The following is a 22375-nucleotide window of genomic DNA, read 5'->3' as shown; positions in this document are numbered from 1 at the left end:
GCCAACAGCATCGCGCAGCAGGAAGAGAGTGTCGAGCCTGAGATGTGCGGCCAGTGCCCGCCCTTTATCAAGGCCAAGAACCATCAAGGCCGTCGCCCAGCCATCAGCCTCTGCGCAACTGCGCGCCACAACAGTGACCGAGGCCGGCGCGGCAAGAAGCGGCGCGCCACGCTGGGGGGCCATGGTGTGGGACAGTTTCCGCCCCTGCACCTCGACCCAGTGGCGGTAGTCGCCAGAGGTTGCGACAGAGGCCTCCTGAAGCTGCAAAACGGACTGTGGTGTACGTCGTGCGGTGTCTGGTGCTTCGATCGCGATCGTCCACGCGACCCCATCCGGCCTTAGCCCCATGGCGCGCATCTCGCCATCGACCCCGACCAGAGAGGAGGTGATCCCGTGCTCCATCAGCGTCTCGGCCAGCCTGTCCACGCCATAACCTTTGGCGATCCCGTTCAGATCCAGTGTGATCGAGGCCGTCTTGAAAACCTTGCCGGCGTCAACATCCAATCTGAGGGCGTCATGGGCGGGCACACGATCCGCTGTCAGCGCCACGCGCATCCGCATGGGGTCTGCTTCGCTCGGTCCGAAGCCCCAGGCCGTGGTGACATCACCAAGCCCGATATCGAAAGCCCCACCCGATGCGCGCCCGATGTCGAGGGCGATTTGCAAGACTTTCATCAGATGCGCCGGAACCGGATGCCAGACCCCGGCAGGTGCCGCGTTCAGGCGCATCAGGTCACTGTAAGGCTTCCATGTGGACATCTGAACATCAACCTCGGTCACGGCAGCTTGCAGCGCCTCGCGCAGACGCTGGACATCAAAGCCCTGTTCCGCATGAAAGATAGCCTGCCAACGGGTGCCCATGGTCGGACCGTTCAAGGCGTGGCGCGTCTGCTCAGTAAGTGTCTTCGACATAGCGTCCCTCGGCTTTCAGAAGTGCGGGCGTCAGCCCGGTCGGCGCAAGAATATCGGTCAGTGCATCAGCGACACCCGCCGCCATATCGCGCCCGCCACAAACCATGACACGGGCCCCGTTGCCGATCAGCCGCGTGACCTCGACCGCATCTGAACGGAGCACATCCTGCACATAGCTGGCCTTCGGCCCGCGTGAGACGGCGGTGACAAGCCGCGTGATCCGCCCTTCTGCCTTCCACACCGGCATCTCGCGCCCATAGAGGAAATCGCTGTCCGGGTGGCGCATTCCGAAGAACAGATGGATCGGGCACTTCCGGGCGTTTCCACGAATGATACCCGCCAGGGGTCCGACCCCGGTGCCTGCACCAATCAGGATCAACGGCGCGCGGCCGCGATCCGGATGAAAACCGGGATTAGGCCGCAGGAAAGCGTTCATCGTGTCCCCCTTGGCAAGCGCCATCAACTGACCCGAGCACAAACCGCCCGCCTGTTTCCTGACGACGATTTCCACGAACCCGTCCCGACAGGACGAAGCAAGGGAGTAGAGTCGCGAGACGGGTGATCCTTCGGGCATAACGGCCAGAAGATCGCCCGCCTGAAACCGGGCAAAGCCCGCACCGGTCAACCGCTGCCACAAGGACAGACGCGGCAGGGCAAAGCGCAAAATGGCCGTCGGTGCCTGCACCTCGGCCCCATAATCACGGCGCGACATGAGGGTGAGCGTCGTCGCTTTGGGATGCATGACATGATGCGCCAGTTCCAACGGAAGTCCCATCACCAGTCCAAGGTTGCGTCCCCAACGCGCGAAACTCTGCGGCGATTGGCGATCCACGGTGTCGAAGGGCATCAATTCCCGCCATCCCTTCGCTTGCGCTGCGTCAGAAACAGCCTGCGCATAGGCGCAATAGGCTGGAAAACCGCTGTCACCAAATCCCAGAACGGCAATCGGCGCCGCTGGTGGGTGGTCAAGTGCTGCCAGACGATCGAGAAACCCTTTGGCCGATGCCGGTGCAGCGCCATCACCATATGTGGCGGCCAGAATGATGAACCGTTCGGCGCGCGAATACTGCTTGGGCGCAAAGCTGGACATCGGGGCCACGTGGACCGCCTGCCCCGCCTTGGCCAAGGCTGCGTGAAGCGTGGCGGCAAAGCCCCATGTGCTGCACCCCTCGCTACCCACCAGCAGGATGGTCTGCGCAGCACCCGCGGCCCGGTTGCCCCGGATGCGGGGCCGACTTCGCCGTCCGGCCCACCAGACCAGCGCCCCGGATGCCCCCATGACCGGCACGCCAAGGGCTGACAGCCCGAGGATCAGCCCAAGTACCGCAGCGCCCTGCCCCGTATGCAGGGTATAGATCACCTCGGACACTTGAGCCCACCCGGACAGCTCCGCCCAGGCCAGCGTTACGCCCGTGCCCTGATCGACAAAGCCCATACCGCGGCGAGTCTTGAGCGTGAAGACATCCGTGGCATCGTCCCGGGCGGGAAAGTTCAGCGCACGTAGTTCCATCACTGGCGTCGCTTTCAGCACAGCGATCCCGGAAAGCGCGCGTCCTGTCTCACCACTGACCTCAGAGGGAAAAGCGGGCGAAGCAGCGATGTCCGGCAACAGATCGAAGGTCGAGGCGGTCATCCAAAGCGCGGCTGAGGCTGACAGCACAAGCCCCAGAACCGCGATCCGGGCGATCTCTACATGTATGCGTCCGGCAATCGGGCCACGCAGTCGCACAAACCAGTTCCGCCAGCCACCCACCCGCCGCGCCACCAGTGCAACACCCGAGATGGACAACAGCAGCATTGCGGCGGCCCCCGCCGCCATGGCGATCCGGCCCGTATCGTCCAGAAACAACGACCTATGCAGGTTGGTCAGCCAACGTTCAGTCTGATTGGGATCGGCGGATGCAACACCCTGCCCGGTTGCGGGATCAATAACGGCTGCTCCCGGCGTGCCTGCGTCGAACCAATAGGCCGTGATCTGCCCCGAAGGCGCGCGCCGAATCTGTTCGACCCCGAGATAGGCCGCCTGCACCCGCGCCGCCAGTGTCGCAACGCTCAGCCCGGTCTCGGATTGCGGCGCGGCAATCCGTTCCAGCGCCGGAAAGACGGATAGCGCCGCCCCGCTCAGCGCAAGGAGCGTGACCAGACCAAGGGCCAGCAGACCCGGCCAGCGATGAAAAGCGCGGATCATGGCCTGCCCCCCTTACATGTCGTAGCTGAGGGTCGCGATATAACGACGGCCCGGCACAGCCGTGCCCGCCCCGGCGGTTGTCAGCGGAACCGCAACCTCGTTCGGACTGTCGCGCATGTCCTCGACCGCTGCATCCACATGCAGCGTATAGCCGGCATCGAACAGCGCATCGGCCAGATCAAGGGTGATCTCCAGCGACCGGCCCGCGCCGACACTGGCGCCGGTGATGCCGTTGATCTGCGCCGGATCGCCGCCCGTGGCGCGATACCAGTCGCTCAGATGTTCGTAATATTTGGACTTGCCACCCGCCATCCAGAGGCTGCCGACATAGGTGCCGGATGGATCGGTGACATAGAAGGCCAGATAAGCCCCATCGCCGCCGTAGTTCGTCAGTGTCGTGGTCAAGGTCACCGGGCGTGCCATGGCCAGACCGGGCGCCGTCAGGGCAGTGCTCAGGGCCAGAATTGCAAGAAGGGATTTCATGGAGGTCATCCTTTGTTTGTCTTGATGAGCGGTTTCAGTTCATCTGAACCTTGGGCGCGGCACCGTTTCCGAACAGCCCGTTGGAGGGCGGCGCGACGGTGCCAGACGGTGCCGGATTGCGCGCTCCGGCGCGGTCATCATCGTCGTCATCATCGTCGTCATCGTGATCATCATCGTCGTGATCCCGGCGCCGGTTGTCGTGGTCATCGTCGTCATCGTCGTCGTCATGGTCATCGCTGATCAGCACAGGGGCGGTGTCTCCGCTTGCATCCACCAGATTCGCGGTCAGACGATGTGCGCCGGGCATTGTCACCGCAGCCAGGACAGGCAAGCCGAGGGTTGCCGTCAGCGCGGTCGAGGCAACAAGAAGAGCAAGTGTATTTCGCATGGCAGGGTTTCCTTTCTTCTGCTGCCCCCACTCTGCCCCCCAGACCTGAGCGCCACCTGACGCATCGGCCTTTTCTGCTTCAGCTTGCCGTCAGGATAAAAAAGACCCCGCCTTTGGGTGCGGGGCCAGTCAGGCCGAAGGGACAGTCGGCCATGGGAACTGAAAGAACGACTTTCAGGCAATATCATCCGGTCCGGGCACACGTTTGTCGCCGGTGATCATGGAGCGGGGCAGGTTTTCGTGATGCCGGAAAGATGTCAGCACCACGCCGCCTACATGCAACGCCACCAGCAGCAGCATCAGATTGGCAAATGTCTCGTGCATCTCTTCGATCACTTCGGAACTGCTCCCACCGTAACCGTCGGCATCATCATCCGCATAGGCCGGAGCGACGATCTGTGGCAGATCAGGTAGCATGGATAGTCGTGCGGGCTCCTCCAACAACCAGCCGGTGAATGCCGTTGCTGACAGTGCCATCAAAAGCGCGAGAACCATCGCGGCACCCGCTGGATTGTGCCCAATATAGCGCCGCTCTTTTACACGCAGCATGTCCCCAAGATAGGCCAGTGTGGCACCGGGCCCTTTGACGAACTGCGTGAACCGTGTGTAGCGGCTGCCGACAAGACCCCAGACCATACGGAAGACCACCAGCCCGGCAACCGTATAGCCTGCAATCTCGTGAACGGTGGATAACTCTTCCGCGCTCAACCACGCAACGGCAAAGCTTGCGACAAGGCTCCAGTGAAAAATGCGGACAAGCGGATCCCAGACCCGGATCTTGCCGGTGCCGACTGCGCCGTTCATCGCGGCATGGGCTGTCGTGTGATCAGTCATCGCTGTGTCCTTCGCGCTCCTGACGGGGGCGATCATCATCATCGTCCTCGAATTCGATCTCGATGACCTCAAGCGTCGCCGGATGGATCGTCACTTCGATCCGGCGGCCCTGGCCATCGCGGCCGTCGAGCTCATAACACCCGTCGTCAATCTTGATGCGGCGCAGGGTCCAGCCTTTGTCCTTGGCCAATTGCGCCACTGCCTCACGTGGTTGCCAGTCCGCCATCGGCACAAAGCAATCATCATCAGCCAGCGCCATTCCGGCCGGAAAGGCCATCAGAAAGGCAAAAATTGTCAATGTCCTCGTCATGGGCCAAACTCCTCGTTGCGGCCGTCTGAACCCACTATGAAGAACGAACCTGACAGCTACCTGAAGCGACAACACTGCTTAGCGTCAGGTTGCCGTCAGCTTGAGAGGATTAAGATTGCGCCGAAGAACACCGCTGCGGGGACGAAAATGCGAGTTTTACTTGTCGAGGATGACGCAATTCTGGGGGCGGCGGTGCGCGATCAGATTGCCGCAGACGGACAGTCGGTCGATTGGGTGCAACGCCTTGACGCCGCAGCAGACGCAATGCGGGGGGCCGCCTACGATCTGGTGCTGCTGGACCTGATGCTGCCGGACGGGCGTGGGATTGGATTTCTCAAAACGCTACGATCGCGCGGTGACGTGACACCCGTGATTATCCTGACGGCGCTTGATCAGATTTCGGACCGTATCGACGGGCTGAACGCGGGCGCCGACGATTACCTCGTGAAACCCTTCGACCTTGCGGAACTGTCCGCCCGGATCGGCGCGGTGGCCCGGCGCTACAACGGCAATCCCAACCCGATCATCAGCCACGGCGATCTGCAGATCGACCTTGCCGCCCGCAGCATCCATCGGGGTGGCAAGCCGGTGCCGCTGACAGCCCGCGAATGGGCCCTGTTCGAGGCGTTTCTGTCCCGCCCCGGTCAGTTGCTGTCCAAGGCGCAGCTTGAAGACAAGCTCTACGCCTTCGACGCCGAGATCGAGAGCAATACGATCGAGGTTCACGTCAGCCGCATCCGCAAGAAACTGGGCAACACGATCATCACGACGGAACGTGGTCTGGGCTACCGTCTGGGTGCCGCGTGACCTGGTGGGGCAGTCTCCGCGGCCGTTTGATCATGACACTGGGCGGGCTTCTGGTCGCCCTCTGGATCACTGTCGCCTTCGTGACAAGCCTTGTCCTGCGCAATGAAATGTACGAGGTGTTTGATACCGCGCTGCAGGAAACTGCTCAACGGATCCTGCCCCTTGCCGTCGTTGACGTGGTCGGGCGCGAAGACGTCAATCTGACGCAACGCCTTGGGGCCATCCGCGCCCATGACGAGGGCTTCACCTATATCGTGCGCAACGCAGAGGGGCTGATCCTGATCCAGTCCCACACGGCCGATCCCGCGCATTTTCCGCCCTATGCCGGGCCCGGTTTTCAGGAAACCACTACCCACCGACTCTATAGCGAGGTTGCGCTGCAAGGGAGTATCCGCATCACGGTGGCCGAGCCTCTGACCCATCGCGCAACCGTCGCGCGTGAGATCCAGATGGCGCTTGGTGTGCCGCTGCTTGTTCTGTTGCCACTCACCTTCCTGTCGATCCTTGTTGCGCTCAGAACCAGCCTTGCCCCGCTCACGCGCTTCCGCGAAAGACTGAACGGGCGCTCTGCTCGCGACCTTTCCGCTGTTCCGACAACCGATCTGCCGACCGAGATCGCGCCCGTCGCCGTCACGCTGAACAGTCTGCTGAGCCGTCTGAAAGACGCCTTTGACGCCGAACGCAGCTTTGCCTCGAACGCGGCGCATGAGTTGCGCACGCCTCTGGCGGGCGCCATCGCCCAGGCGCAGCGGCTGCAATCCGAAACATCCGATCCCGCCGCCCAGCAGAAAGCCCACGAGATCGAGGTGACGCTGAAGCGCCTGACCCGTCTGGCGGAAAAGCTGATGCAGCTGTCCCGCGCCGAAGGGGCAAGGTTGCGGCAGGACATGCTGACCGATCTGCGTGCAGCAATCCGTATCGTGGTGGAGGATCTGGCGCGGTCAGAAAAAGGCGGGCGCATCGACCTGTCGCTGCCCGATCAGCCCGTCCTGTCGGACATGGACCCGGACGCCGTGGGCATCGTAACCCGCAACCTGATTGAAAATGCGCTGCGGCATGGCGAGGCCGGTGAACCTGTCGCGGTGACGCTGACGGCTGACGGAGCCTTGAGCGTGGCGAATGCCGGACCGGTGCTACCGCGTGACATGCTTGACCGCCTGACCGAACGCTTTCAGCGGGGGGCCGACAACCCGAACGGAAGCGGGCTTGGCCTTGCCATCGTTGCGGCCATCTCTGACCGGATCGAAGGAAAGTTGACCCTGAGGTCGCCTCGGCGCGGCGCCGAGACCGGGTTCGAGGCGCGGTTGAACCTGCCTGTTCAAAAAGAAGATGCGGTGACGAAGCATCGTGCCACGGCATAAGCCACGATTGATCAGCCAGGCACGACCGGAAGGGCAAGCATGAACCGAGCCTCGCCCGCCGTGATATCAATGGACAGTGGGATCTGCATGGCCAGACAAACGGCGCGGCTGATGGACAGCCCGATCCCAAGCCCCCCGGACGCCTCACCCTTGCCGAAGCGTTCCAGATCAAGGCTCGCAACGGTTGTCGGATTACGGATCGTCAGCGTGCCGTCCCCTTTCAGCCTGACATTGACGACACCGCTGCCATGTTCAGTGGCATTCTCCAGCAAATTGCGCAGCAGGATCGCCAGCGCGTCCGGATCGACCATCACCATCAGGCGGTCCATGTCGGAATCGTCGAAACGGACAGGATGGCGGTTCTGCCCGCGCATCTCGTCCAGAAGAAGCCGCAGAATCCGCACCGCGTCGGCCGGTCCGGTGCCAAGTCCAACACCGGCCTCGATCCTCGACATCTGCAACAACCTTTCAACCCGCCGCGTCAGCGCGTCGATCATCGGTACAGCAGCAGAGGCGTCGGGATCGGTAGATAGTTCCAGGCGTCCACGGATCATTGCAAGCGGTGTGCGCAATTCATGCGCGGCATTGGCGATGAAATCCTGTTCGGACCGCCGAAACGCATCAATCCGCGATAGATGTGCATTATAGGCATCCGCGAGCGGTAAAAGTTCTCTTGGCAGGGACGCCGCCAAGACAGGCGAGTAATCATCGGCCCGCCTCGCAGCAACCGCACCGGCAAGCCCTGCGATCGGGGCAGTCGCTTCGGCCGTGATCCGGCGCAAACCCCACAAAAGCAGCCCCGCCAAAGGGAGGACCAGAATCAGAAAGGCCGATGCCGCCTCCAACATCTCCGTGCGCCTCCAGTCGACAGCATGGGCCGCCTCTATCACCGTGCCCTCGACAGTCGCGCGCAGGATGCGCCAGCCAGATGAATCGTGAAACCCGTCCTTGGTCAGAGAAGGCCAAGGGGCCGTAGGCTCATTTGCGGTATCGGATAACAGACGCAGCACCCGTTCCCCGTCCCGCGTTTCAATCCCCAGCTGTCGCGGGATCGCCCCGGTCTCCGATGTCTCGACAAGAAGGGCGGTCGTCTCGACAAGCGCGTGCAGTTCCTCGTCAAACATCTCGTTCATCTCATGGTTCAGAACCCAGGCTGAGAAGCCGATCGTCGCGCACCACCCGATGATGACAAGTCCAAGAACGCGCCATGTCAGGCGTTGGCGCAGCGACCATGTTCGGGCATATCCGCTCATGGCAGCACATAGCCCAGACCGCGTCGTGTCTCGATCACACTGGCGCCCAGCTTCTGGCGCAGGCGCGAGATATAGACCTCCACCGCATTGCCCTCGATCATGTCGTTGAAAGCGTAGAGTGCCTCCTCGAGCGTCGACTTGGATACGACCCGTCCCCGCGCCCCGATCAACGTGTCGAACAGCGCCCATTCGCGCGCTGTCAAACGCACTTCCACCGAATCTGCCCAGACACGCGCCGCAGCCCTGTCCACCTCAAGCCCGCCGACTTGCAACCGCGTCTCGGGCAGACCCTGACCGCGTCGCGCATGGGCGCGGATACGGGCGGACAACTCGCCCAGATCGAAGGGTTTGACGACATAATCATCCGCTCCGGCGTCAAGGCCGGCGATCCGGTCGGTGATCTGGTCGCGTGCGGTCGCGATGATAACAGGCGTTTTGTCTCCGGACCGGCGTCTTGCGCGCAGCACATCCAACCCGGAACCGTCTGGAAGCCCCAGATCCAATATGACGCAGGCATACTCCGCCACGGCCATGGCCGCGTCTGCCGTGGCGGCATCCGGCGCATGGTCGACCGCGTGGCCCTCGGCCTGCAAGAACCGCATCACGGATTGGGCAAGGTCGGGCGTGTCTTCAACAAGTAAAAGGCGCATACCCCGTAGCTACTCCGGCGCAATATTCAAGGCGAGAGAAATCGCAATTGTAAGCTTGGCGCAAGCTGGACGGTGGAAGGCGTAATCCTGAAACATCAGGAGAAACCGGCTCTGCCGTTTATCAGTACATGACATACCAGACCCTTCCACGTCCCTTTTGGTCACTTCGGCCAACCCTGTCACATCTTTCGCTGAACCTTTCCGTTGCTGCCTATATCTTCTGCGCTCTTAACCTTGGCTTCTGGGCGCGTGCTGTCGATGCCCTTTATGGCAATCCCCTGCGGATCATTGTGTTCGGCATCGCCGTTTTCGCTCTGATTGTGATGGTTCTGGAATTGTTTGGCCCGGGCCGTCTGCAAAAGCCTGTCGCGGCGATCCTGATCATGATCGCGGCATCCGCCAGCTATTTCGAGCGTAGTTTCGGCGTGCTGATCGACCGAGAGATGATACGCAATATCTTCGAAACAACCCAGACCGAAGCGCAGCACCTGATGACGTCGGATGCGGTCCTTCAGGTCGCGGTCTTCGGTGTTCTGCCTGCCTTACTTGTCTTCTGGCCAAACGTCGTCCGTGTGCGCAACTGGCACCATCTATGGCGCTGGCCGCTGGGCGTAGGCCTGTCGCTGGCCATCGTGGTCGGCGGGGTTTTCCCCGACTACAAAACCTACTCCGCTGCTTTCCGCGAGCGGCGTGATGTGATGGGGTCCCTGCAACCCATAGCCTCGATCCGCGCTTTGATCAAATACTCCGAGCAGCAGATCGCCTCGGCCGAGGTGGTGGTGCGGCCTGTAGGCGCCGATGCGGAACAGGGTTCTTTTCTCGCGCAGGTGTCAAAGCCCGTCCTGATGGTCGTGTTTGTTGGGGAAACCCTTCGAGCGCAGAATTTTGGCCTCAACGGCTATTCCCGCGATACAACACCGGGACTGGCGGCCCGCAATGTCATCAACTTCATAGATGTTGCAGCCTGCGGCACGTCGACCTCGGTCTCTCTGCCTTGCATGTTTTCACGCCTTCCGGAGGCGGAGTTCACAAGGGAAAAGGCGCTCTCGCAGGAGAACCTGCTTGATGTGCTGACCCATGCCGCTTTCCAGTTGGAATGGGTGGATAACAACACAGGCGATATGGGCGTCGCCGAACGCCTTGGCTGGTCCTATGTCGACAAGACACTGGACCCTGAAGCCTGCAAAGGCGAATGCACGGATGAAATCCTGCTTCCGGTGATAGCCCAAACGCTGGCAAGGATCACTGCAAACACCGTCTTGTTCCTGCATATGAACGGCAATCACGGCCCAGCATATTTCCTGCGGTATCCAGAGGCGCGCGCAATCTTTCAGCCAGATTGCCGGACCGCGCAATTCTCGGACTGTGAGGCCGCTGACATCGTCAACGCCTATGACAATGCGGTTCTGGAAACCGATTTCGTGCTATCAAAGGCGATCGACATGCTTGCGGCGGCCGACAATGTACTGCCCGCGATGATCTTCCTGTCCGACCATGGCGAGTCCTTGGGCGAAAATGGCCTCTATCTGCACGCGGCCCCGCGCTTCATGGCACCTGAAGAGCAGACGAAAGTGCCGATGGTGATGTGGCTGGGTGACACGTTCCGTTCGGCCATGGCGCTGGACGACACTTGTCTGCAAGGCGCGGCGCGCCAATCCGTGAGCCATGACAACCTGTTTCACACAATGCTTGGCTTGCTGAACATCGAAACGGTTGCACGCGACCCGGCGCTTGATATCGCCTCCCCCTGCCACGTCACACCTAAGGCAAGCTGATGAAAGCAACGCAAGATGGCCAAAAACGGCAGATCCCTCAACCACGGACGGGCCTGCCGCATGTGCTGGATGCTGCGGCCTATTCATGGGCCGGGTGCCAACGCCTGTTTCAGGAAACCGCCGCGCGCCTGGAACTGCTGGGCCTCCTGATCGCAGCGGTTTGCTTCGTCGCGACAAGCGCGGCTTGGTGGCAATGGGCGGCTCTGATCGCCCTCTTCGCTCTGGTTCTCGCCGCAGAAGCTGTAAATACCGCAATCGAGGTTCTGGTGGACCATGTGTCACCTGAATGGTCGGAAGCAGCCAAACACGCCAAGGACCTTGGCTCGTTTGCGGTGGGTCTGATGCTGCTGCTCACCTTCGGCTTTGTGTTAGGTGTCACTCTGCAAACAGTTTGAGACGAAGCGTAGATACACAAAAGTTGATCTGGTTAGGTTCGCCGGACCTATCCGCCGTTCTCAAAGGCCGCAACATCTCTTGACATAGTAACGCGGTGTGCGGAGGGGATGACGGTTTGCTTTTGATCCCGGAATAGCTGGGACATGTGGACTGCATTATTTATACGTTTTTTGCGTCGGTTGATCCTCAAAGGCCACCTTGTGGTCAGTGTCGGTGACAGCGGCGAGATCAGCTTTGGTGATGGGGACGGGCCAAAGGTTACCGTGCGCATCAAGGATCAACCCACAGCCCGCAGGCTGATGCGCGACCCCGAACTGGCCTTGGGCGAGGCTTACGTGGACGGCGCGCTGTCGATTGAAAGCGATGATGTGCAAGGATTGCTTGGCATTGCCATGCGCAACCGCACGCATGCAGAAGGTTTGCCAGCCACGGCCCGTGTTCTGGCGGCTGTGCGCCATGTCAGGCGGCGGCTGGACCAGTCCAATCCCGAAGCAGGGGCCCGCCGCAACGTGGCGCATCATTATGATCTGACGCCCGCAATCTATGATCTGTTTCTGGACGTGGATCGGCAATACTCCTGTGCCTATTTTGCGAATGACACCATGACGCTTGAAGCGGCACAGAATGCCAAAAAAACGCATATCGCCAACAAGCTATTGATCACGCCGGGGATGCGGGTTCTGGATATCGGGTGTGGCTGGGGTGGCTTGGCGCTGACGCTGGCGAGCGACTACGGCGCTCAGGTGACAGCAATCACCTTGTCGCAGGAGCAACTGACCATTGCACGTGAGCGTGCGCAGGCTGCGGGGCTGGCAGGTCAGGTGTCTTTCAAGCTGATTGATTATCGCGCCATGACCGGGCAATTTGACCGGATCGTGTCCGTTGGCATGTTCGAATATGTGGGTGCGCCGCCTGATGCAACCAATCCGTGGATCGCTAAATACATCTTTCCGGGCGGTTATGTGCCATCGCTGTCCGAAATGGCCGAGGCTATTGAGGACGCGGAGTTGCGGATCGGGGATCGGGGATATTGAATGCCTGCGCTTGCATTACGCGCTGACGCTGCGGTGCTGGTTTGATCACATCAATACCAAAGCCGATATCGCGGCTGGGTTGAAGAACGAGCGATTCGTACGAATGTGGCGCTATTACTATTACCTGGCCGCATCGGAACAGACCTTTCGCCACGGCCCGCAAGACGTGTTCCAGTTTCAATTGTGCCGGAGGGTGGATGCCGTGCCGATCACCCGCGATTATCTATACCCGCCCGCAGCGCAGGATATGCAGCAGGCTGCAGAATAGCACCTGAGTCAGCGCTGGCGGGATATGTCCGTTAAAGCTGCGCGCGGTTACAGCCGCGGGGCTTGCGTCAGAGCGGCACATCATCATAGCGGCGCGCTGTCGGCGCGACACCGATACCTGCGGTTGCAGCCTTGCCTATCAGGTCAATCATCTTGCGCGTTTCGGCAACATATTGTTCCCGCGCCTTGAACATGAATGCGGCATGGACCTGCTGCATATCCTCCAGACTGGTGCAGGCCAAAAATTCCTTTTGAGTTTTGTGGTCATGCTGCATCCGGTTCCAGATAAAGCGGATGGTTTCGGTTCCCATATCCATCCATGCCTGCGCGGCAACGGTGCCAACCATCAGCGGCCATTGGTGGTTTGGTGCTTTGTGTGTTAGGTTTGGTGTGGCGGGCGCATCGGTTTTCTGTTTCTTGTCAGGCATTTTGGTTCCTTTTTGCATCATGACGTCGAAGACGAGAAATCCGACCATCTGGTGGGCGGATATCTGCATCCAAGACATGTGTTACCTGTTCATCGCAGCGGTTCATTGATCATCGTCAATCACCGGACAGCTAAGGCGATCTGATCGGGCGGCAGCCAGTATGGTGCGCACTTCTGCATCATCAACTTGCGCAAAGCACAGGTAATGCTGGCCAACCGCAATGAAATTGGGAGGCGCATGCAGGCAGATTACTTCATCGGCAAGGGCTAACAACTGGTTCAGCGTGTCGGGGGCCGCAACGGGCGTTGCCACGATGATGCGGCGCGGGTCGCTGGACCGGATAACCGAGATGGCCGCGCGCATCGTGGTCCCTGTTGCGATACCGTCATCGACAAGGATCACCACTTTTTCCGCCAGGGTGTCAGGGTGCAGATGCGCGCCCCAAAGCGCACTGCGGCGGGCCAGTTCCTCCCGTTGAGGCGCGGCCTGCGCCGTGATTGTGGCGGGATCGATGCCGAAATGCTCCACCAGTTCGGTGTTCAGAACCAGCGTCTGGCCCTGCGGGCCTGCGATAGCCCCCAGCGCTAATTCGGGGTTCATCGGCATGCCGATTTTGCGGACCAGAACGATGTCCAGCGGGGCGTTGAGGTGGCGCGCCACTTCATCCGCGACAGGCACGCCACCGCGTGGCAGGCCCAGCACAACCGTCTGCGCCCCGGCAAGATGCACAAGCCGTTCTGCCAGCTTGCGCCCCGCCGCGCGTCGATCAGGAAAGGGAGGAGTCATCATTCAACTCCTGCAAGATCGCATCTCGCAGGTCTGCCGCCGAGAGTTGCAGCAAATTCTTCGGCACCTCGCAGATCACCCTATCACGCAGGGTTCTTGGAAGCATCAGTCGCAGATGACCGAGTATGTCATGTTCGGCAAAGACCGCCAGCCGGTCATATTCGCCCGCGCGCCTGTGGCTGTCCAAAAGCGAAATGACCTGACGGATGAATTCGCGCTGATCCTCGGTAACCGGGTCGCTTGAATACGCCATGGCTGACCGCCGCCCGCCGCCCATCGATGTGAACGAGCGCCCCGGCTTGTCTGACATGATGTCGCGCAGGTTTCGGAATTCGGACCGCAGGACCAGTTCCGTAAGGGCATCATCCTTGGCTGTAGCAATCCCACGTAAAATCCGGCAACGCGTGCCGTTCATCACCAGTGCCCATGTGCGGGAATTATTCTTTGGCATGTTACTGTCGCACTCCGACCTGAAGCTGCCCAATGATCCATTATTTCTCAAACAGGGCAGTGAGACATTGACTGGCGTCAACATGATTGCGCGGTAAGGCCAGCATGGCAGCGCCCTGCCGGATTGATTAAGCGTCTATGGATCTGACATCTGACGCTGTGGGGTTTTTGCTTTAATCAAAGCCGCACAGTGTCTTTGCAACGTGATCAGGCGCTCTTGCCGTCACTCATATGAGCCGGATCACATGCGTGATGGTTGGGATTGCACATCCCCGACTGTGGCGGCGCCTTTTTCCGATCCCTCTATTTTTCCAGTCACCCGAGTGGCTGATTTGCGTCCTGTAGTTGATCTTTGTCATATGCGTGTCAACGAAGGTGAGCATAAAGCATAGACAACCTAGGGGGGATGGATATGCGACAGCTGACCAGAATCCACGCAGTTGTGCGTCACGAGCAACGACAACGCGATGAATGGTATCTCGTGCGTGATCCAAATGGCAGACGTTATGTTCTGTTCGAAACCTTTGATATCGGGACCACGTCCGACCCGGTCAATCCCTGCCGAAAGCGCGAGATTTCGGTGCGGACGATCCTCGCCCAGAACAATGAATTGTCCTATAAACTCAGATCATTGATGGATATATGACCACATAGCCGAGAATCAGCCAAAGTCGCCTTTCCCATGTGCAGCTTGGAGGGGCTGGCATTTAGGGACGACCCATTGCGCTCGAAAAACGCCCATGCTGCATCATGATGGACTATCGCGCCGATGGTCGAAAAACAGCTACGTTTGCAAGGTTGCCTCTGACGGCGCGCCTGTCACCGCATGTTGTGGAAAGCATCTATCAAGATAGGACATCACGTTATCCCGCGCTGTATGCCTGGTCTGCCACTACCGAGTGGTCGGTTTGATTGTGAGAGCATAATGGGTCTTTGGTCTATCGGAACGAAGGTTTCCGGCGCGGGCGGGCGGCACCCCAGCGCACTGTGTGGCCTGACTGTATTTTAGTGGCGGCGCCATCGTTCGATCAGGATCAGTACTGTTGGAGCAAAACGATGATTGGCAGATCGCCAGCCGCTACATGATGGTCGAAGCCTTCGCCCAGATCGACAAGGAGGAGATCGACCCCATTCTCAGCATAACAACGAAAGCCGCCTGATCATGCCCTCAGGCCACACGGAAATTTACACCACATAGACGGACAGGGCCCCATAGACATGAACTGGCTACCCTGATCGGCATCCATGATCTTGGGCCGGCCACTTGGGTAGCCAATTCATACCATAAAATTCGTGATCACCGCGATCAGCGATGTCAGGCCCAGAAGCAGGCTGATGAATCCGAACGTGCGACGACGGTCCTGCCGGGCCGCCAGAACCCCGCCATAATCGAACCGTTCATAGACGACATTCCGCATCGGCAACCCCAGATCCAGCAGCGTATCCGACACCGCCGTGACCATCGGACCAGGACCACAGATCAGCGCCACGGCGCGGGACGGATCAAGCCCGTCCAGCAACATATCCAGCTTGGTCCGGCCCAGATAGCCGACCTCGCCGGGCCAGCCGTCCTCCGGGCTCTCGCTCACCAACATCACCTGCAGGTCAAGATCCGCCTTGGCTGCCTCCAGCTCTGCCAGACAGGCGAAGTTCGCAGGCGTTCCCACCGCATAGGCCACCCGCACCGGGCGCGGATCGCGCCGCGCCACCATATCGCGCAGCAAGCCCATCACCGGCGCAATCCCGACCCCGCCCGCGATCAGCAGAACGGCCGTGGCAGGATGCCGTTGCAAGGTAAAGGTGCCGTAAGGACCATCGACCCCGATGGATGTGCCAAGGGGCAGGCTCCCCACGCTGCGTGTAAAGTCCCCCACTTCCTTGATGATCAGGCTCATACCTGTCCGCTGCGGGCTGTCTGCGATCGAAAACGGATGATCGAACAACGGAAACCGTCTCGCGCCGACGGTCATCCAGACGAACTGCCCTGCCCGATACGGCAAAGCGGCCGTCCCCGGCATCGGTTCCAGATCCAGCTCCCAGATCCGGTCCGCCAGTTTCGCGATCCCGCGCAGCCGCCACGGCTGCCGGTGCAACCGCATCCAGCGCCAGCCATAGAGCACGGCCATCACCGCGACAGCAACAGCCCCCGTCCCCCACCAGAACAGATGTAGCGGCCCCAGCGCGCTCAACCGCCCGGCGGTTGTCGCGTGATGCAACCCGCCACCCAGGGCCACCAGCGCCAGAATGACATGACTGCCGCGCCATATCTCATAGCGGAACAGGTCGCGCGCCACCCCCGCCGCAACCAGCAGCACCAGCGCCACCAGCGCCACCACACCGCTGCGATAGGCGGGCACCAGGTGATAGGCCAGCAACCGCTGCGCCCCCCGGGGCGGATCGTCCAGAAAGGTGGGCAGGACATAGGCCACGGGATGGAGCATCAACGCCAGCAACACCCACCATGCGGCAAACTTGTGGAAGGCCATGATGCGGTCAATGCCCATCCCGCCCGATACACGCCGGAACCGCCCCGAGGTCACGAACTGCACGACCATCGCCACCAGGCCCGCCAGCCCCAGTCCGGCGCCAAAGGCCTCCCAACGGTCCAGCGGCACAGTATCGGACAGCCCCGCCAACGCCACCGGCGACAGGCAGATCACCAGATAGACCAGCGCCATCGCGCGGGCGGACAGGCCGGGCCATGTGCCGGGTGACAATGGCGGTTCAGGTTCGGCGGTAGAAGTCATGCGTCTGCGTCTCCGCTTGTGAACTGCAGAGTGACACCCAGCCCACATGCACGCTTTGACATGCCTCAAGGACGAATCAATCAAGCCAAGGCAGAGTTGCACCGCGTGATCCCCCCGGATTGTCACAGGAGGCTTGCATGACACGGCGCAACATTACCGGCTATCTTATGATCCTCTTGCTTGCTGTGGGCCTCATGCTGGCCCCTGCCCCTACCAGGGCGCAGCAAGGTCTGACCCAATATGACAAGGACGCGCTTGCCCGCCTTGTGCAAGAGTGGCTTGACGCGCCTCATGCCGATCACACTTCGCTGTCCTTCACCTATTGGAACAAGGACGGGGCGGTGCCTGAAACCTGTGCCGCCTGTCATTCTCAGCCGGGCTTTCTGGACTATCTCGGCGCGGATGGTACGCTGGCGGGCGTCGTGGACCACCCCGCCGCCATCAACGCCCCGATCGGCTGCGCCGCCTGCCACACCGCCACCGCCCATGCGCTGAACAGTGTCACTTTCCCTTCGGGCGTGACGGTTGACGGGCTGGGCGCCGACGCGGTCTGCACGGTCTGCCATCAGGGCCGCCTGTCCGGCGCGGATGTCACCGCCGCCACGACCGGTCTGGACGAGGATACGCCGTCAACGGCCTTGGGCTTTCTCAACATCCATTACGGCATCGCGGCCGCCGTGACGGGGGGCCGCGATCTGGGCGGCGGCTATCACTATCCGGGCCGATCCTATGCCGGACGCTTCGGCCATGTCCTCGGCGCCGACAGTTGCACGGCCTGCCACGACCCGCACAGCACAAAGGTCGAAACCGAAGGCTGCCTCAGCTGCCATCGCGGCGTCACGGATCTGCGCGACATCCGCACCCGGCACGCTGACTTCGACGGAGACGGCGTGATCTCGGGCGGTATCCATACCGAGATCACCGGCCTGCACAGCCAGCTCTACGCCGCGATTCAGACCTATGCCACGCAAACAATCGGCACGGCCATCGCCTATGCGCCGGGGCAGTTTCCGTATTTCTTCACCGACACGGACGGCGACGGTCAGATCAGCGCGGCAGAGGGAGTCTTTCCCAATCGCTATCAGTCATGGACACCGCGCCTGCTCAAGGCCGCCTACAACTATCAGGTGGCGAAGAAGGACCCAGGCGGCTTCGTGCACAACCCGCGCTACCTGCTGCAATTGCTGCACGACAGTCTTGAGGATCTCTCAACCGCGAACGGGGCGGACCCGGGCAAGCGACCGCGCCCCTGAGGGCCCTGAACGTTCCGTCTTTCTGCGACGTGACTTGAAATCGCGCGCTACGCGTCACAACGCTATGCCAAGAACTGCCGGCCCCAACAGCACAAGAACGCCAAAGACCACGCCAATCGCCACGATGTTCATCAGCAGCCCTACGCGCACCATGTCGGACAGTTGCATCCTGTCATAGGCGAAGACGATGGCATTGGGCGGCGTTGCCACGGGCATCATGAAGGCCATGGAGGCGCCAAGGGCGACCGGCACGGTCAGGGTCAGCACTTCCAGTTCCAGACCCACGGCCACAGCGCCCAGAATGGGCAGGAAGGTCGCCGTCGAGGCTGTGTTGGATGTGATCTCGGTCAGATAGACCATGGCTGTTAGCACCGCGAGAACCAGAAAGACCGTGGGAATGTCGATCCCGGCCACGCTCTCGCCGATGACCCGCGCCAGACCCGAGGTGGAAAAGCCGCTCGCCAATGCCAGCCCTCCACCGAAAAGCAACAGGATTCCCCAAGGCAACTCCTGCGTGGCCGCCCAATCCAGCGCATAGCGCCCGGTGCCACGCGACAGGGGCACCGCGAACAGGATCAAAGCCGCCGTGAGCGCGATCATCGCATCGTCCAGCGGCAGGCCTGTCAACCGGACCAGCGGATCGCGCAGCATCCAGCCCAGAGCGGCACCGCTGAACACTACCGCCACCAGACGTTCGCCAGGCTCCATCCGCCCCATCGCCGCGATCTCGGCCCGCACCAGCGCGCCCGCATCGCCAACCTTGATCGTGTGGGCCGGAAACAGCAGACGTGTCAGCAGCACCCAAGTCAGCGGCAGCATCACGACAACGACCGGAAGACCGATCATCATCCAGCGGGCGAAGCTGACCTCGATCCCATATGTCTGTTGCACGAAACTGGCCAGCATCGCATTGGGTGGCGAGCCGATCAGGGTGCCGACACCACCGATCGAAGCGCTGTAGGCGACCGCCAGCATCAGGGCGACCCCGAAATTGCGCACCATCCGGTCGTCGCTTGTCTGCTGGCCGACAAAGTCGATCACCGACAGGGCGACCGCGAACATCATGATTGTGGTCGCCGTGTTCGATATCCACATGGACAGAAACGCCGTGGCCAGCATGAAGCCCAGAACGATCCTGTCCGGCGAGGCCCCGACGATGGACACGATCCGCAGAGCAATACGACGGTGCAGCCCCACCCGCTGCATGGCGGCGGCCAAAAGGAACCCGCCCAGAAACAGGAAGATCAGCGGGTTGGCATAGCGCGCCGCCGTCTCGGGCATGTCCTGCACGCCCAGCACCGGCATCAGCAGCAGCGGCAAAAGCGCCGTGGCCGGGATAGGCAGCGCCTCGGACAGCCACCAGACCACCATCCAGAGGGTGATGGCCAGCATCCGGCAAGCCTCAAGCGGCATTCCCGCGGGCGGTGTGAGCCAAAGCAACAAAGCGGCCCCCACCGGCCCCGCCACCAGCCCGGCGATCCGCAGGGCCGAAATCGGCTGGCCTGTGTCGGTGGAAGGATGCGCGTGTCTGTCGGCTGGCATGGGACCCTCGTTCTCTGCTTGTCGGGATAACGGCGAATTCGAAACGTCCTGATGGCAGAAGAGCTATCTCCTCAACCCCAGCCTGATCTGCTTCTCGATCTCGAGAATGGCAAAGAATGCGAACCCGATGCCGACGATCAGAACACCGTCCGCCAGCGACACCGGCGCGGTGCCAAGGATCATCTGGAACGGCAGCAGGTAGGTGACGGCGAACTGAGCCGCCGTAATCGCGATCACAACCGTCCAGACCACCTTGGTCCCCCGCACGGCTGCCCATGTCAGGGATGTGCTGTGGATGTTGCGGATGAAGAACAGGTTGAATATCTCCAGCACGACCAGCATGGTCATCGCCATGGTCTGCGCCAGTGGCAGCGGATAGCCCCGGTCCAGGGCATAGGTGAAGATGCCGAAGACCGCCGCAAGGAACAGCAGCGCCACCATGATCACATACCAGACCAGTTCGCCCGACAGGATCGGCGCATCGCGCGGGCGCGGCGGACGCGCCATCGTGCCGGCCTCGGTCGGCTCGAAGGCCAGTGCAAGGCCCAGCGTGATACCCGTGATCAGGTTGATCCACAGGATCTGCACCGCCGTGACTGGCAGCGACAGCCCCAGCAGCAACGCCAGCACAATCACCATCGCCTCGCCCGCATTGGTGGGCAGCGTCCAGCTGATCACCTTCTTGAGGTTGTCATAGACCGTCCGCCCCTCGCGCACGGCGGCGGCGATGGAGGCGAAATTGTCATCGGCCAGCACCAGATCGCCCGCTTCCTTGGCGGCTTCCGATCCCTTCAAACCCATCGCAATGCCCGCATCCGCACGCTTAAGGGCCGGGGCATCATTCACCCCATCCCCCGTCATCGCGACCGACAGACCATTGGCCTGCAATGCGGTCACAAGCCTCAGTTTGTGTTCGGGACTGGTGCGGGCAAAGACATCCGTTCCCATCACCTCCAGCGCCAGTTGCAAATCGTCCAGCGTGTCAAGATCCGTCCCGGTCAGCACCTTGTCAGGTCGGGCCAGACCGATCTGCGCGGCAATGGCCGTGGCTGTTCCGGCATGATCGCCGGTGATCATCTTGACGCGGATCCCGGCGGCCCGGCATTCGGCCACGGCGGCTATGGCCTCGGGACGAGGTGGGTCGATCAGACCGACGAGACCCAGAAAGGACAGACCACCTTCAAGCGCTGCGGCGTCAAGCCCGTCATCTGATGCGATCTGTTCCGCCAAGGCCAGCACCCGCAACCCGCGCATGGCCATCGCCTCGGCGCGGTTGTGCCAATGCAATAGATCAATGCCCTGACACATCATCAGCACACGCTCGGGCGCGCCCTTCACATGGATCATGCGGCCTGAGGGGCCATCGGTCAGAACCGCCATGAAACGGTGGCGGCTGTCAAAGGGGATCGCATCCAGCCGTTGACCGGCAGGCGCCACACCGACCTTGCCCGCAAAGGCCAGGAGCGCCCCTTCCATCGGATCGCCTTCGACGGACCAGACCCCGCCCCGCTGCCGCAGCGCCGCGTCATTGCACAGCAGCGCCGCACGGGCCAGCACCGCAAGGTCGCCCGCAGGCGTGATCGCCCCCTCAGGGGCATAGCCTTCGCCAGAGATATCGAAGGCGCCATCCGGGGTTTCTGCCGCAGCCACCACCATCTCGTTGCGGGTCAGGGTGCCGGTCTTGTCGGTGCAGATCACCGAGACCGAACCGATCGCCTCGATCGCCGGCAGGCGGCGCACGATCGCATTGCGTCGCGCCATGGCCTGCACGCCGATGGCCAATGTGATGGTCATCACCGCAGGCAGACCTTCGGGAATGGCCGCCACCGCGACGCCGACCACGGCCATGAACATCTCGGAAAAATCGTGATGCCCGACGAAATAGCCATAGGCCAGCAACAGGCCCGAAATCAGCAGGATAAGAAAGGACAGCCAGCGCGCAAAATGATCCATCTGCGCCACCAGCGGTGTCGTCAGTTGCGTGACCCCTTCCAGCAGGCCACCAATGCGCCCGATCTCGGTCGCCTGCCCGGTTGCCACGACCAGGCCGCGCGCGGTGCCCTGCGTGATCAACGTGCCCGACCACAGCATCGACCGCCGATCCCCCAGCGGCGCATCGCCCGCAACCGGACCCGCCGCCTTTTCGACCGGCACGGACTCTCCGGTCAGGATCGCCTCCTGCGCCGCAAGACCGCGCGCCTCCAGCACTCGCAGATCTGCAGGCACCTTGTCGCCCGCCTCCAGCAGAACCACGTCACCGGGCACCAGATCGGCACCATCCAGCGTGACCCGCACCCCATCGCGCAAGACGGCGGCGCGTGGGGCCAGCATGCCGCGGATCGCGGCCATGGCGGCCTCGGCCTTGCCCTCCTGCAGGTAGCCGATCACGGCATTGGCCAGCACCACCGCCAGGATCACCCCGGTATCGACCCAATGCTGCAAAGCCCCCGTCACCACGGCGGCCCCCATCAGCACATAGATCAGCACATTGTGGAACTGCGCCAGAAACCG

At 61.6% G+C, this 22375-nt stretch carries 22 protein-coding genes and 2 pseudogenes; 9 read left to right on the top strand and 15 right to left on the bottom strand.

From position 1 onward, the window contains the following. From K7H22_RS00120 to K7H22_RS00095, 6 genes are all read right to left on the bottom strand, one after another. Positions 1 to 912 (bottom strand): FAD:protein FMN transferase (locus tag K7H22_RS00120; protein ID WP_230798486.1); only part of this gene is annotated, 912 nt, incomplete at its 3' end. Next, positions 893 to 3100, bottom strand: coding sequence for a PepSY domain-containing protein (locus tag K7H22_RS00115; protein ID WP_230798485.1), 2208 nt, complete (start codon positions 3098 to 3100; stop codon positions 893 to 895). The genes K7H22_RS00115 and K7H22_RS00120, both read right to left, overlap by 20 nt. A 12-nt stretch (positions 3101 to 3112) precedes the next feature. Further along, positions 3113 to 3583 carry a DUF2271 domain-containing protein gene (locus K7H22_RS00110; protein WP_230798484.1) on the bottom strand — a complete coding sequence of 157 codons (471 nt, stop codon included), beginning with the start codon at positions 3581 to 3583 and terminating at the stop codon, positions 3113 to 3115. Between the two features lie 34 nt (positions 3584 to 3617). Beyond that, positions 3618 to 3971, bottom strand: a complete 354-nt coding sequence (locus K7H22_RS00105) for a hypothetical protein (RefSeq protein WP_230798483.1) — start codon at positions 3969 to 3971, stop codon at positions 3618 to 3620. 174 nt (positions 3972 to 4145) lie between these two features. Then, the gene (locus K7H22_RS00100; protein WP_230798482.1) at positions 4146 to 4805 is read right to left on the bottom strand and encodes a cytochrome b/b6 domain-containing protein; all 660 of its coding nucleotides are present in this window, start codon (positions 4803 to 4805) and stop codon (positions 4146 to 4148) included. Next, complete coding sequence (locus K7H22_RS00095; RefSeq protein WP_230798481.1) at positions 4798 to 5115, bottom strand: PepSY domain-containing protein; 318 nt, start codon at positions 5113 to 5115, stop codon at positions 4798 to 4800. Before K7H22_RS00095 ends, K7H22_RS00100 begins: the two co-directional genes overlap by 8 nt. Positions 5116 to 5262: 147 nt before the next feature. Between K7H22_RS00095 and K7H22_RS00090 the strand changes: the two genes are divergently transcribed. Continuing rightward, the gene (locus K7H22_RS00090; RefSeq protein WP_230798480.1) at positions 5263 to 5922 is read left to right on the top strand and encodes a response regulator transcription factor; all 660 of its coding nucleotides are present in this window, start codon (positions 5263 to 5265) and stop codon (positions 5920 to 5922) included. Between the two features lie 32 nt (positions 5923 to 5954). Next, positions 5955 to 7283: an ATP-binding protein gene (locus tag K7H22_RS00085; RefSeq protein WP_230798479.1), complete on the top strand. Its 1329-nt coding sequence runs from the start codon at positions 5955 to 5957 to the stop codon at positions 7281 to 7283. Positions 7284 to 7294: 11 nt separating this feature from the next. On the opposite strand, the gene K7H22_RS00080 is transcribed toward K7H22_RS00085, so the two are convergent. Next, on the bottom strand, positions 7295 to 8536 hold the full coding sequence (locus K7H22_RS00080; protein ID WP_230798478.1) for a sensor histidine kinase: 1242 nt from the start codon (positions 8534 to 8536) through the stop codon (positions 7295 to 7297). Continuing rightward, complete coding sequence (locus tag K7H22_RS00075; RefSeq protein ID WP_230798477.1) at positions 8533 to 9186, bottom strand: response regulator transcription factor; 654 nt, start codon at positions 9184 to 9186, stop codon at positions 8533 to 8535. The genes K7H22_RS00080 and K7H22_RS00075 overlap by 4 nt, the downstream gene beginning before the upstream one ends. A gap of 128 nt (positions 9187 to 9314) precedes the next feature. Between K7H22_RS00075 and K7H22_RS00070 the strand changes: the two genes are divergently transcribed. The 4 genes from K7H22_RS00070 (at position 9315) to K7H22_RS00055 (ending at position 12659) form a co-directional block, all read left to right on the top strand. Beyond that, entirely contained in the window at positions 9315 to 10961 is a 1647-nt protein-coding gene (locus K7H22_RS00070) for a phosphoethanolamine transferase (RefSeq protein ID WP_230798476.1), read from the top strand. Then, complete coding sequence (locus K7H22_RS00065) at positions 10961 to 11356, top strand: diacylglycerol kinase (protein ID WP_230798475.1); 396 nt, start codon at positions 10961 to 10963, stop codon at positions 11354 to 11356. Before K7H22_RS00070 ends, K7H22_RS00065 begins: the two co-directional genes overlap by 1 nt. 144 nt (positions 11357 to 11500) lie before the next feature. Further along, the gene (locus K7H22_RS00060; RefSeq protein ID WP_230798474.1) at positions 11501 to 12391 is read left to right on the top strand and encodes an SAM-dependent methyltransferase; all 891 of its coding nucleotides are present in this window, start codon (positions 11501 to 11503) and stop codon (positions 12389 to 12391) included. Between the two features lie 10 nt (positions 12392 to 12401). Beyond that, positions 12402 to 12659 carry a class I SAM-dependent methyltransferase gene (locus tag K7H22_RS00055; protein WP_230798473.1) on the top strand — a complete coding sequence of 86 codons (258 nt, stop codon included), beginning with the start codon at positions 12402 to 12404 and terminating at the stop codon, positions 12657 to 12659. A gap of 67 nt (positions 12660 to 12726) precedes the next feature. Here the strand turns inward: K7H22_RS00055 and K7H22_RS00050 are convergent, their stop codons facing one another. From K7H22_RS00050 to K7H22_RS00040, 3 genes are all read right to left on the bottom strand, one after another. Further along, positions 12727 to 13086: a phasin family protein gene (locus K7H22_RS00050; protein WP_230798472.1), complete on the bottom strand. Its 360-nt coding sequence runs from the start codon at positions 13084 to 13086 to the stop codon at positions 12727 to 12729. A gap of 102 nt (positions 13087 to 13188) precedes the next feature. After that, entirely contained in the window at positions 13189 to 13872 is a 684-nt protein-coding gene (locus tag K7H22_RS00045) for a phosphoribosyltransferase (RefSeq protein ID WP_230798471.1), read from the bottom strand. Further along, the gene (locus K7H22_RS00040; RefSeq protein ID WP_230798470.1) at positions 13853 to 14323 is read right to left on the bottom strand and encodes a host attachment protein; all 471 of its coding nucleotides are present in this window, start codon (positions 14321 to 14323) and stop codon (positions 13853 to 13855) included. The genes K7H22_RS00045 and K7H22_RS00040 overlap by 20 nt, the downstream gene beginning before the upstream one ends. A 411-nt stretch (positions 14324 to 14734) precedes the next feature. Here K7H22_RS00040 and K7H22_RS00035 point away from each other — a divergent pair, with 411 nt between their 5' ends. Continuing rightward, complete coding sequence (locus K7H22_RS00035; protein WP_230798469.1) at positions 14735 to 14968, top strand: hypothetical protein; 234 nt, start codon at positions 14735 to 14737, stop codon at positions 14966 to 14968. Positions 14969 to 15180: 212 nt separating this feature from the next. On the opposite strand, the pseudogene K7H22_RS00030 reads toward K7H22_RS00035, so the two are convergent. Further along, a pseudogene (locus K7H22_RS00030) lies at positions 15181 to 15357 on the bottom strand (integrase core domain-containing protein); the annotation flags it as partial. Here K7H22_RS00030 and K7H22_RS00025 point away from each other — a divergent pair. Further along, a pseudogene (locus tag K7H22_RS00025) lies at positions 15354 to 15482 on the top strand (IS256 family transposase); the annotation flags it as partial. The pseudogenes K7H22_RS00030 and K7H22_RS00025 overlap by 4 nt on opposite strands. 117 nt (positions 15483 to 15599) lie before the next feature. On the opposite strand, the gene K7H22_RS00020 reads toward K7H22_RS00025, so the two are convergent. Then, positions 15600 to 17069 carry a ferric reductase-like transmembrane domain-containing protein gene (locus K7H22_RS00020; RefSeq protein WP_230798468.1) on the bottom strand — a complete coding sequence of 490 codons (1470 nt, stop codon included), beginning with the start codon at positions 17067 to 17069 and terminating at the stop codon, positions 15600 to 15602. Positions 17070 to 17206: 137 nt separating this feature from the next. Between K7H22_RS00020 and K7H22_RS00015 the strand changes: the two genes are divergently transcribed. Continuing rightward, complete coding sequence (locus K7H22_RS00015; RefSeq protein WP_230798467.1) at positions 17207 to 18322, top strand: cytochrome c3 family protein; 1116 nt, start codon at positions 17207 to 17209, stop codon at positions 18320 to 18322. A gap of 54 nt (positions 18323 to 18376) precedes the next feature. On the opposite strand, the gene K7H22_RS00010 is transcribed toward K7H22_RS00015, so the two are convergent. Together K7H22_RS00010 and K7H22_RS00005 are read right to left on the bottom strand one after the other, a co-directional pair. After that, entirely contained in the window at positions 18377 to 19864 is a 1488-nt protein-coding gene (locus K7H22_RS00010) for an SLC13 family permease (protein WP_230798466.1), read from the bottom strand. 63 nt (positions 19865 to 19927) lie between these two features. After that, positions 19928 to 22375: HAD-IC family P-type ATPase (locus K7H22_RS00005; protein WP_230798465.1), on the bottom strand; the 2448-nt coding region annotated here is incomplete at its 5' end.

The organism is Seohaeicola saemankumensis (assembly GCF_021021435.1).
Lineage (GTDB): Bacteria > Pseudomonadota > Alphaproteobacteria > Rhodobacterales > Rhodobacteraceae > Seohaeicola.
This window is presented reverse-complemented; position numbering and strand designations above follow the sequence as displayed.

Bases quoted from the DNA above. Each gene is read 5' to 3' on its own strand.
- K7H22_RS00105 (WP_230798483.1), bottom strand. From the start codon at position 3,971: ATGCGAAATACACTTGCTCTTCTTGTTGCCTCGACCGCGCTGACGGCA.
- K7H22_RS00115 (WP_230798485.1), bottom strand. From the start codon at position 3,100: ATGATCCGCGCTTTTCATCGCTGGCCGGGTCTGCTGGCCCTTGGTCTG.
- K7H22_RS00040 (WP_230798470.1), bottom strand. From the start codon at position 14,323: ATGCCAAAGAATAATTCCCGCACATGGGCACTGGTGATGAACGGCACG.
- K7H22_RS00080 (WP_230798478.1), bottom strand. From the start codon at position 8,536: ATGAGCGGATATGCCCGAACATGGTCGCTGCGCCAACGCCTGACATGG.
- K7H22_RS00010 (WP_230798466.1), bottom strand. From the start codon at position 19,864: ATGCCAGCCGACAGACACGCGCATCCTTCCACCGACACAGGCCAGCCG.
- K7H22_RS00045 (WP_230798471.1), bottom strand. From the start codon at position 13,872: ATGACTCCTCCCTTTCCTGATCGACGCGCGGCGGGGCGCAAGCTGGCA.
- K7H22_RS00050 (WP_230798472.1), bottom strand. From the start codon at position 13,086: ATGCCTGACAAGAAACAGAAAACCGATGCGCCCGCCACACCAAACCTA.
- K7H22_RS00085 (WP_230798479.1), top strand. From the start codon at position 5,955: ATGACACTGGGCGGGCTTCTGGTCGCCCTCTGGATCACTGTCGCCTTC.
- K7H22_RS00015 (WP_230798467.1), top strand. From the start codon at position 17,207: ATGACACGGCGCAACATTACCGGCTATCTTATGATCCTCTTGCTTGCT.
- K7H22_RS00075 (WP_230798477.1), bottom strand. From the start codon at position 9,186: ATGCGCCTTTTACTTGTTGAAGACACGCCCGACCTTGCCCAATCCGTG.
- K7H22_RS00110 (WP_230798484.1), bottom strand. From the start codon at position 3,583: ATGAAATCCCTTCTTGCAATTCTGGCCCTGAGCACTGCCCTGACGGCG.
- K7H22_RS00035 (WP_230798469.1), top strand. From the start codon at position 14,735: ATGCGACAGCTGACCAGAATCCACGCAGTTGTGCGTCACGAGCAACGA.
- K7H22_RS00020 (WP_230798468.1), bottom strand. From the start codon at position 17,069: ATGACTTCTACCGCCGAACCTGAACCGCCATTGTCACCCGGCACATGG.
- K7H22_RS00090 (WP_230798480.1), top strand. From the start codon at position 5,263: ATGCGAGTTTTACTTGTCGAGGATGACGCAATTCTGGGGGCGGCGGTG.
- K7H22_RS00065 (WP_230798475.1), top strand. From the start codon at position 10,961: ATGAAAGCAACGCAAGATGGCCAAAAACGGCAGATCCCTCAACCACGG.
- K7H22_RS00070 (WP_230798476.1), top strand. From the start codon at position 9,315: ATGACATACCAGACCCTTCCACGTCCCTTTTGGTCACTTCGGCCAACC.
- K7H22_RS00095 (WP_230798481.1), bottom strand. From the start codon at position 5,115: ATGACGAGGACATTGACAATTTTTGCCTTTCTGATGGCCTTTCCGGCC.
- K7H22_RS00060 (WP_230798474.1), top strand. From the start codon at position 11,501: ATGTGGACTGCATTATTTATACGTTTTTTGCGTCGGTTGATCCTCAAA.
- K7H22_RS00100 (WP_230798482.1), bottom strand. From the start codon at position 4,805: ATGACTGATCACACGACAGCCCATGCCGCGATGAACGGCGCAGTCGGC.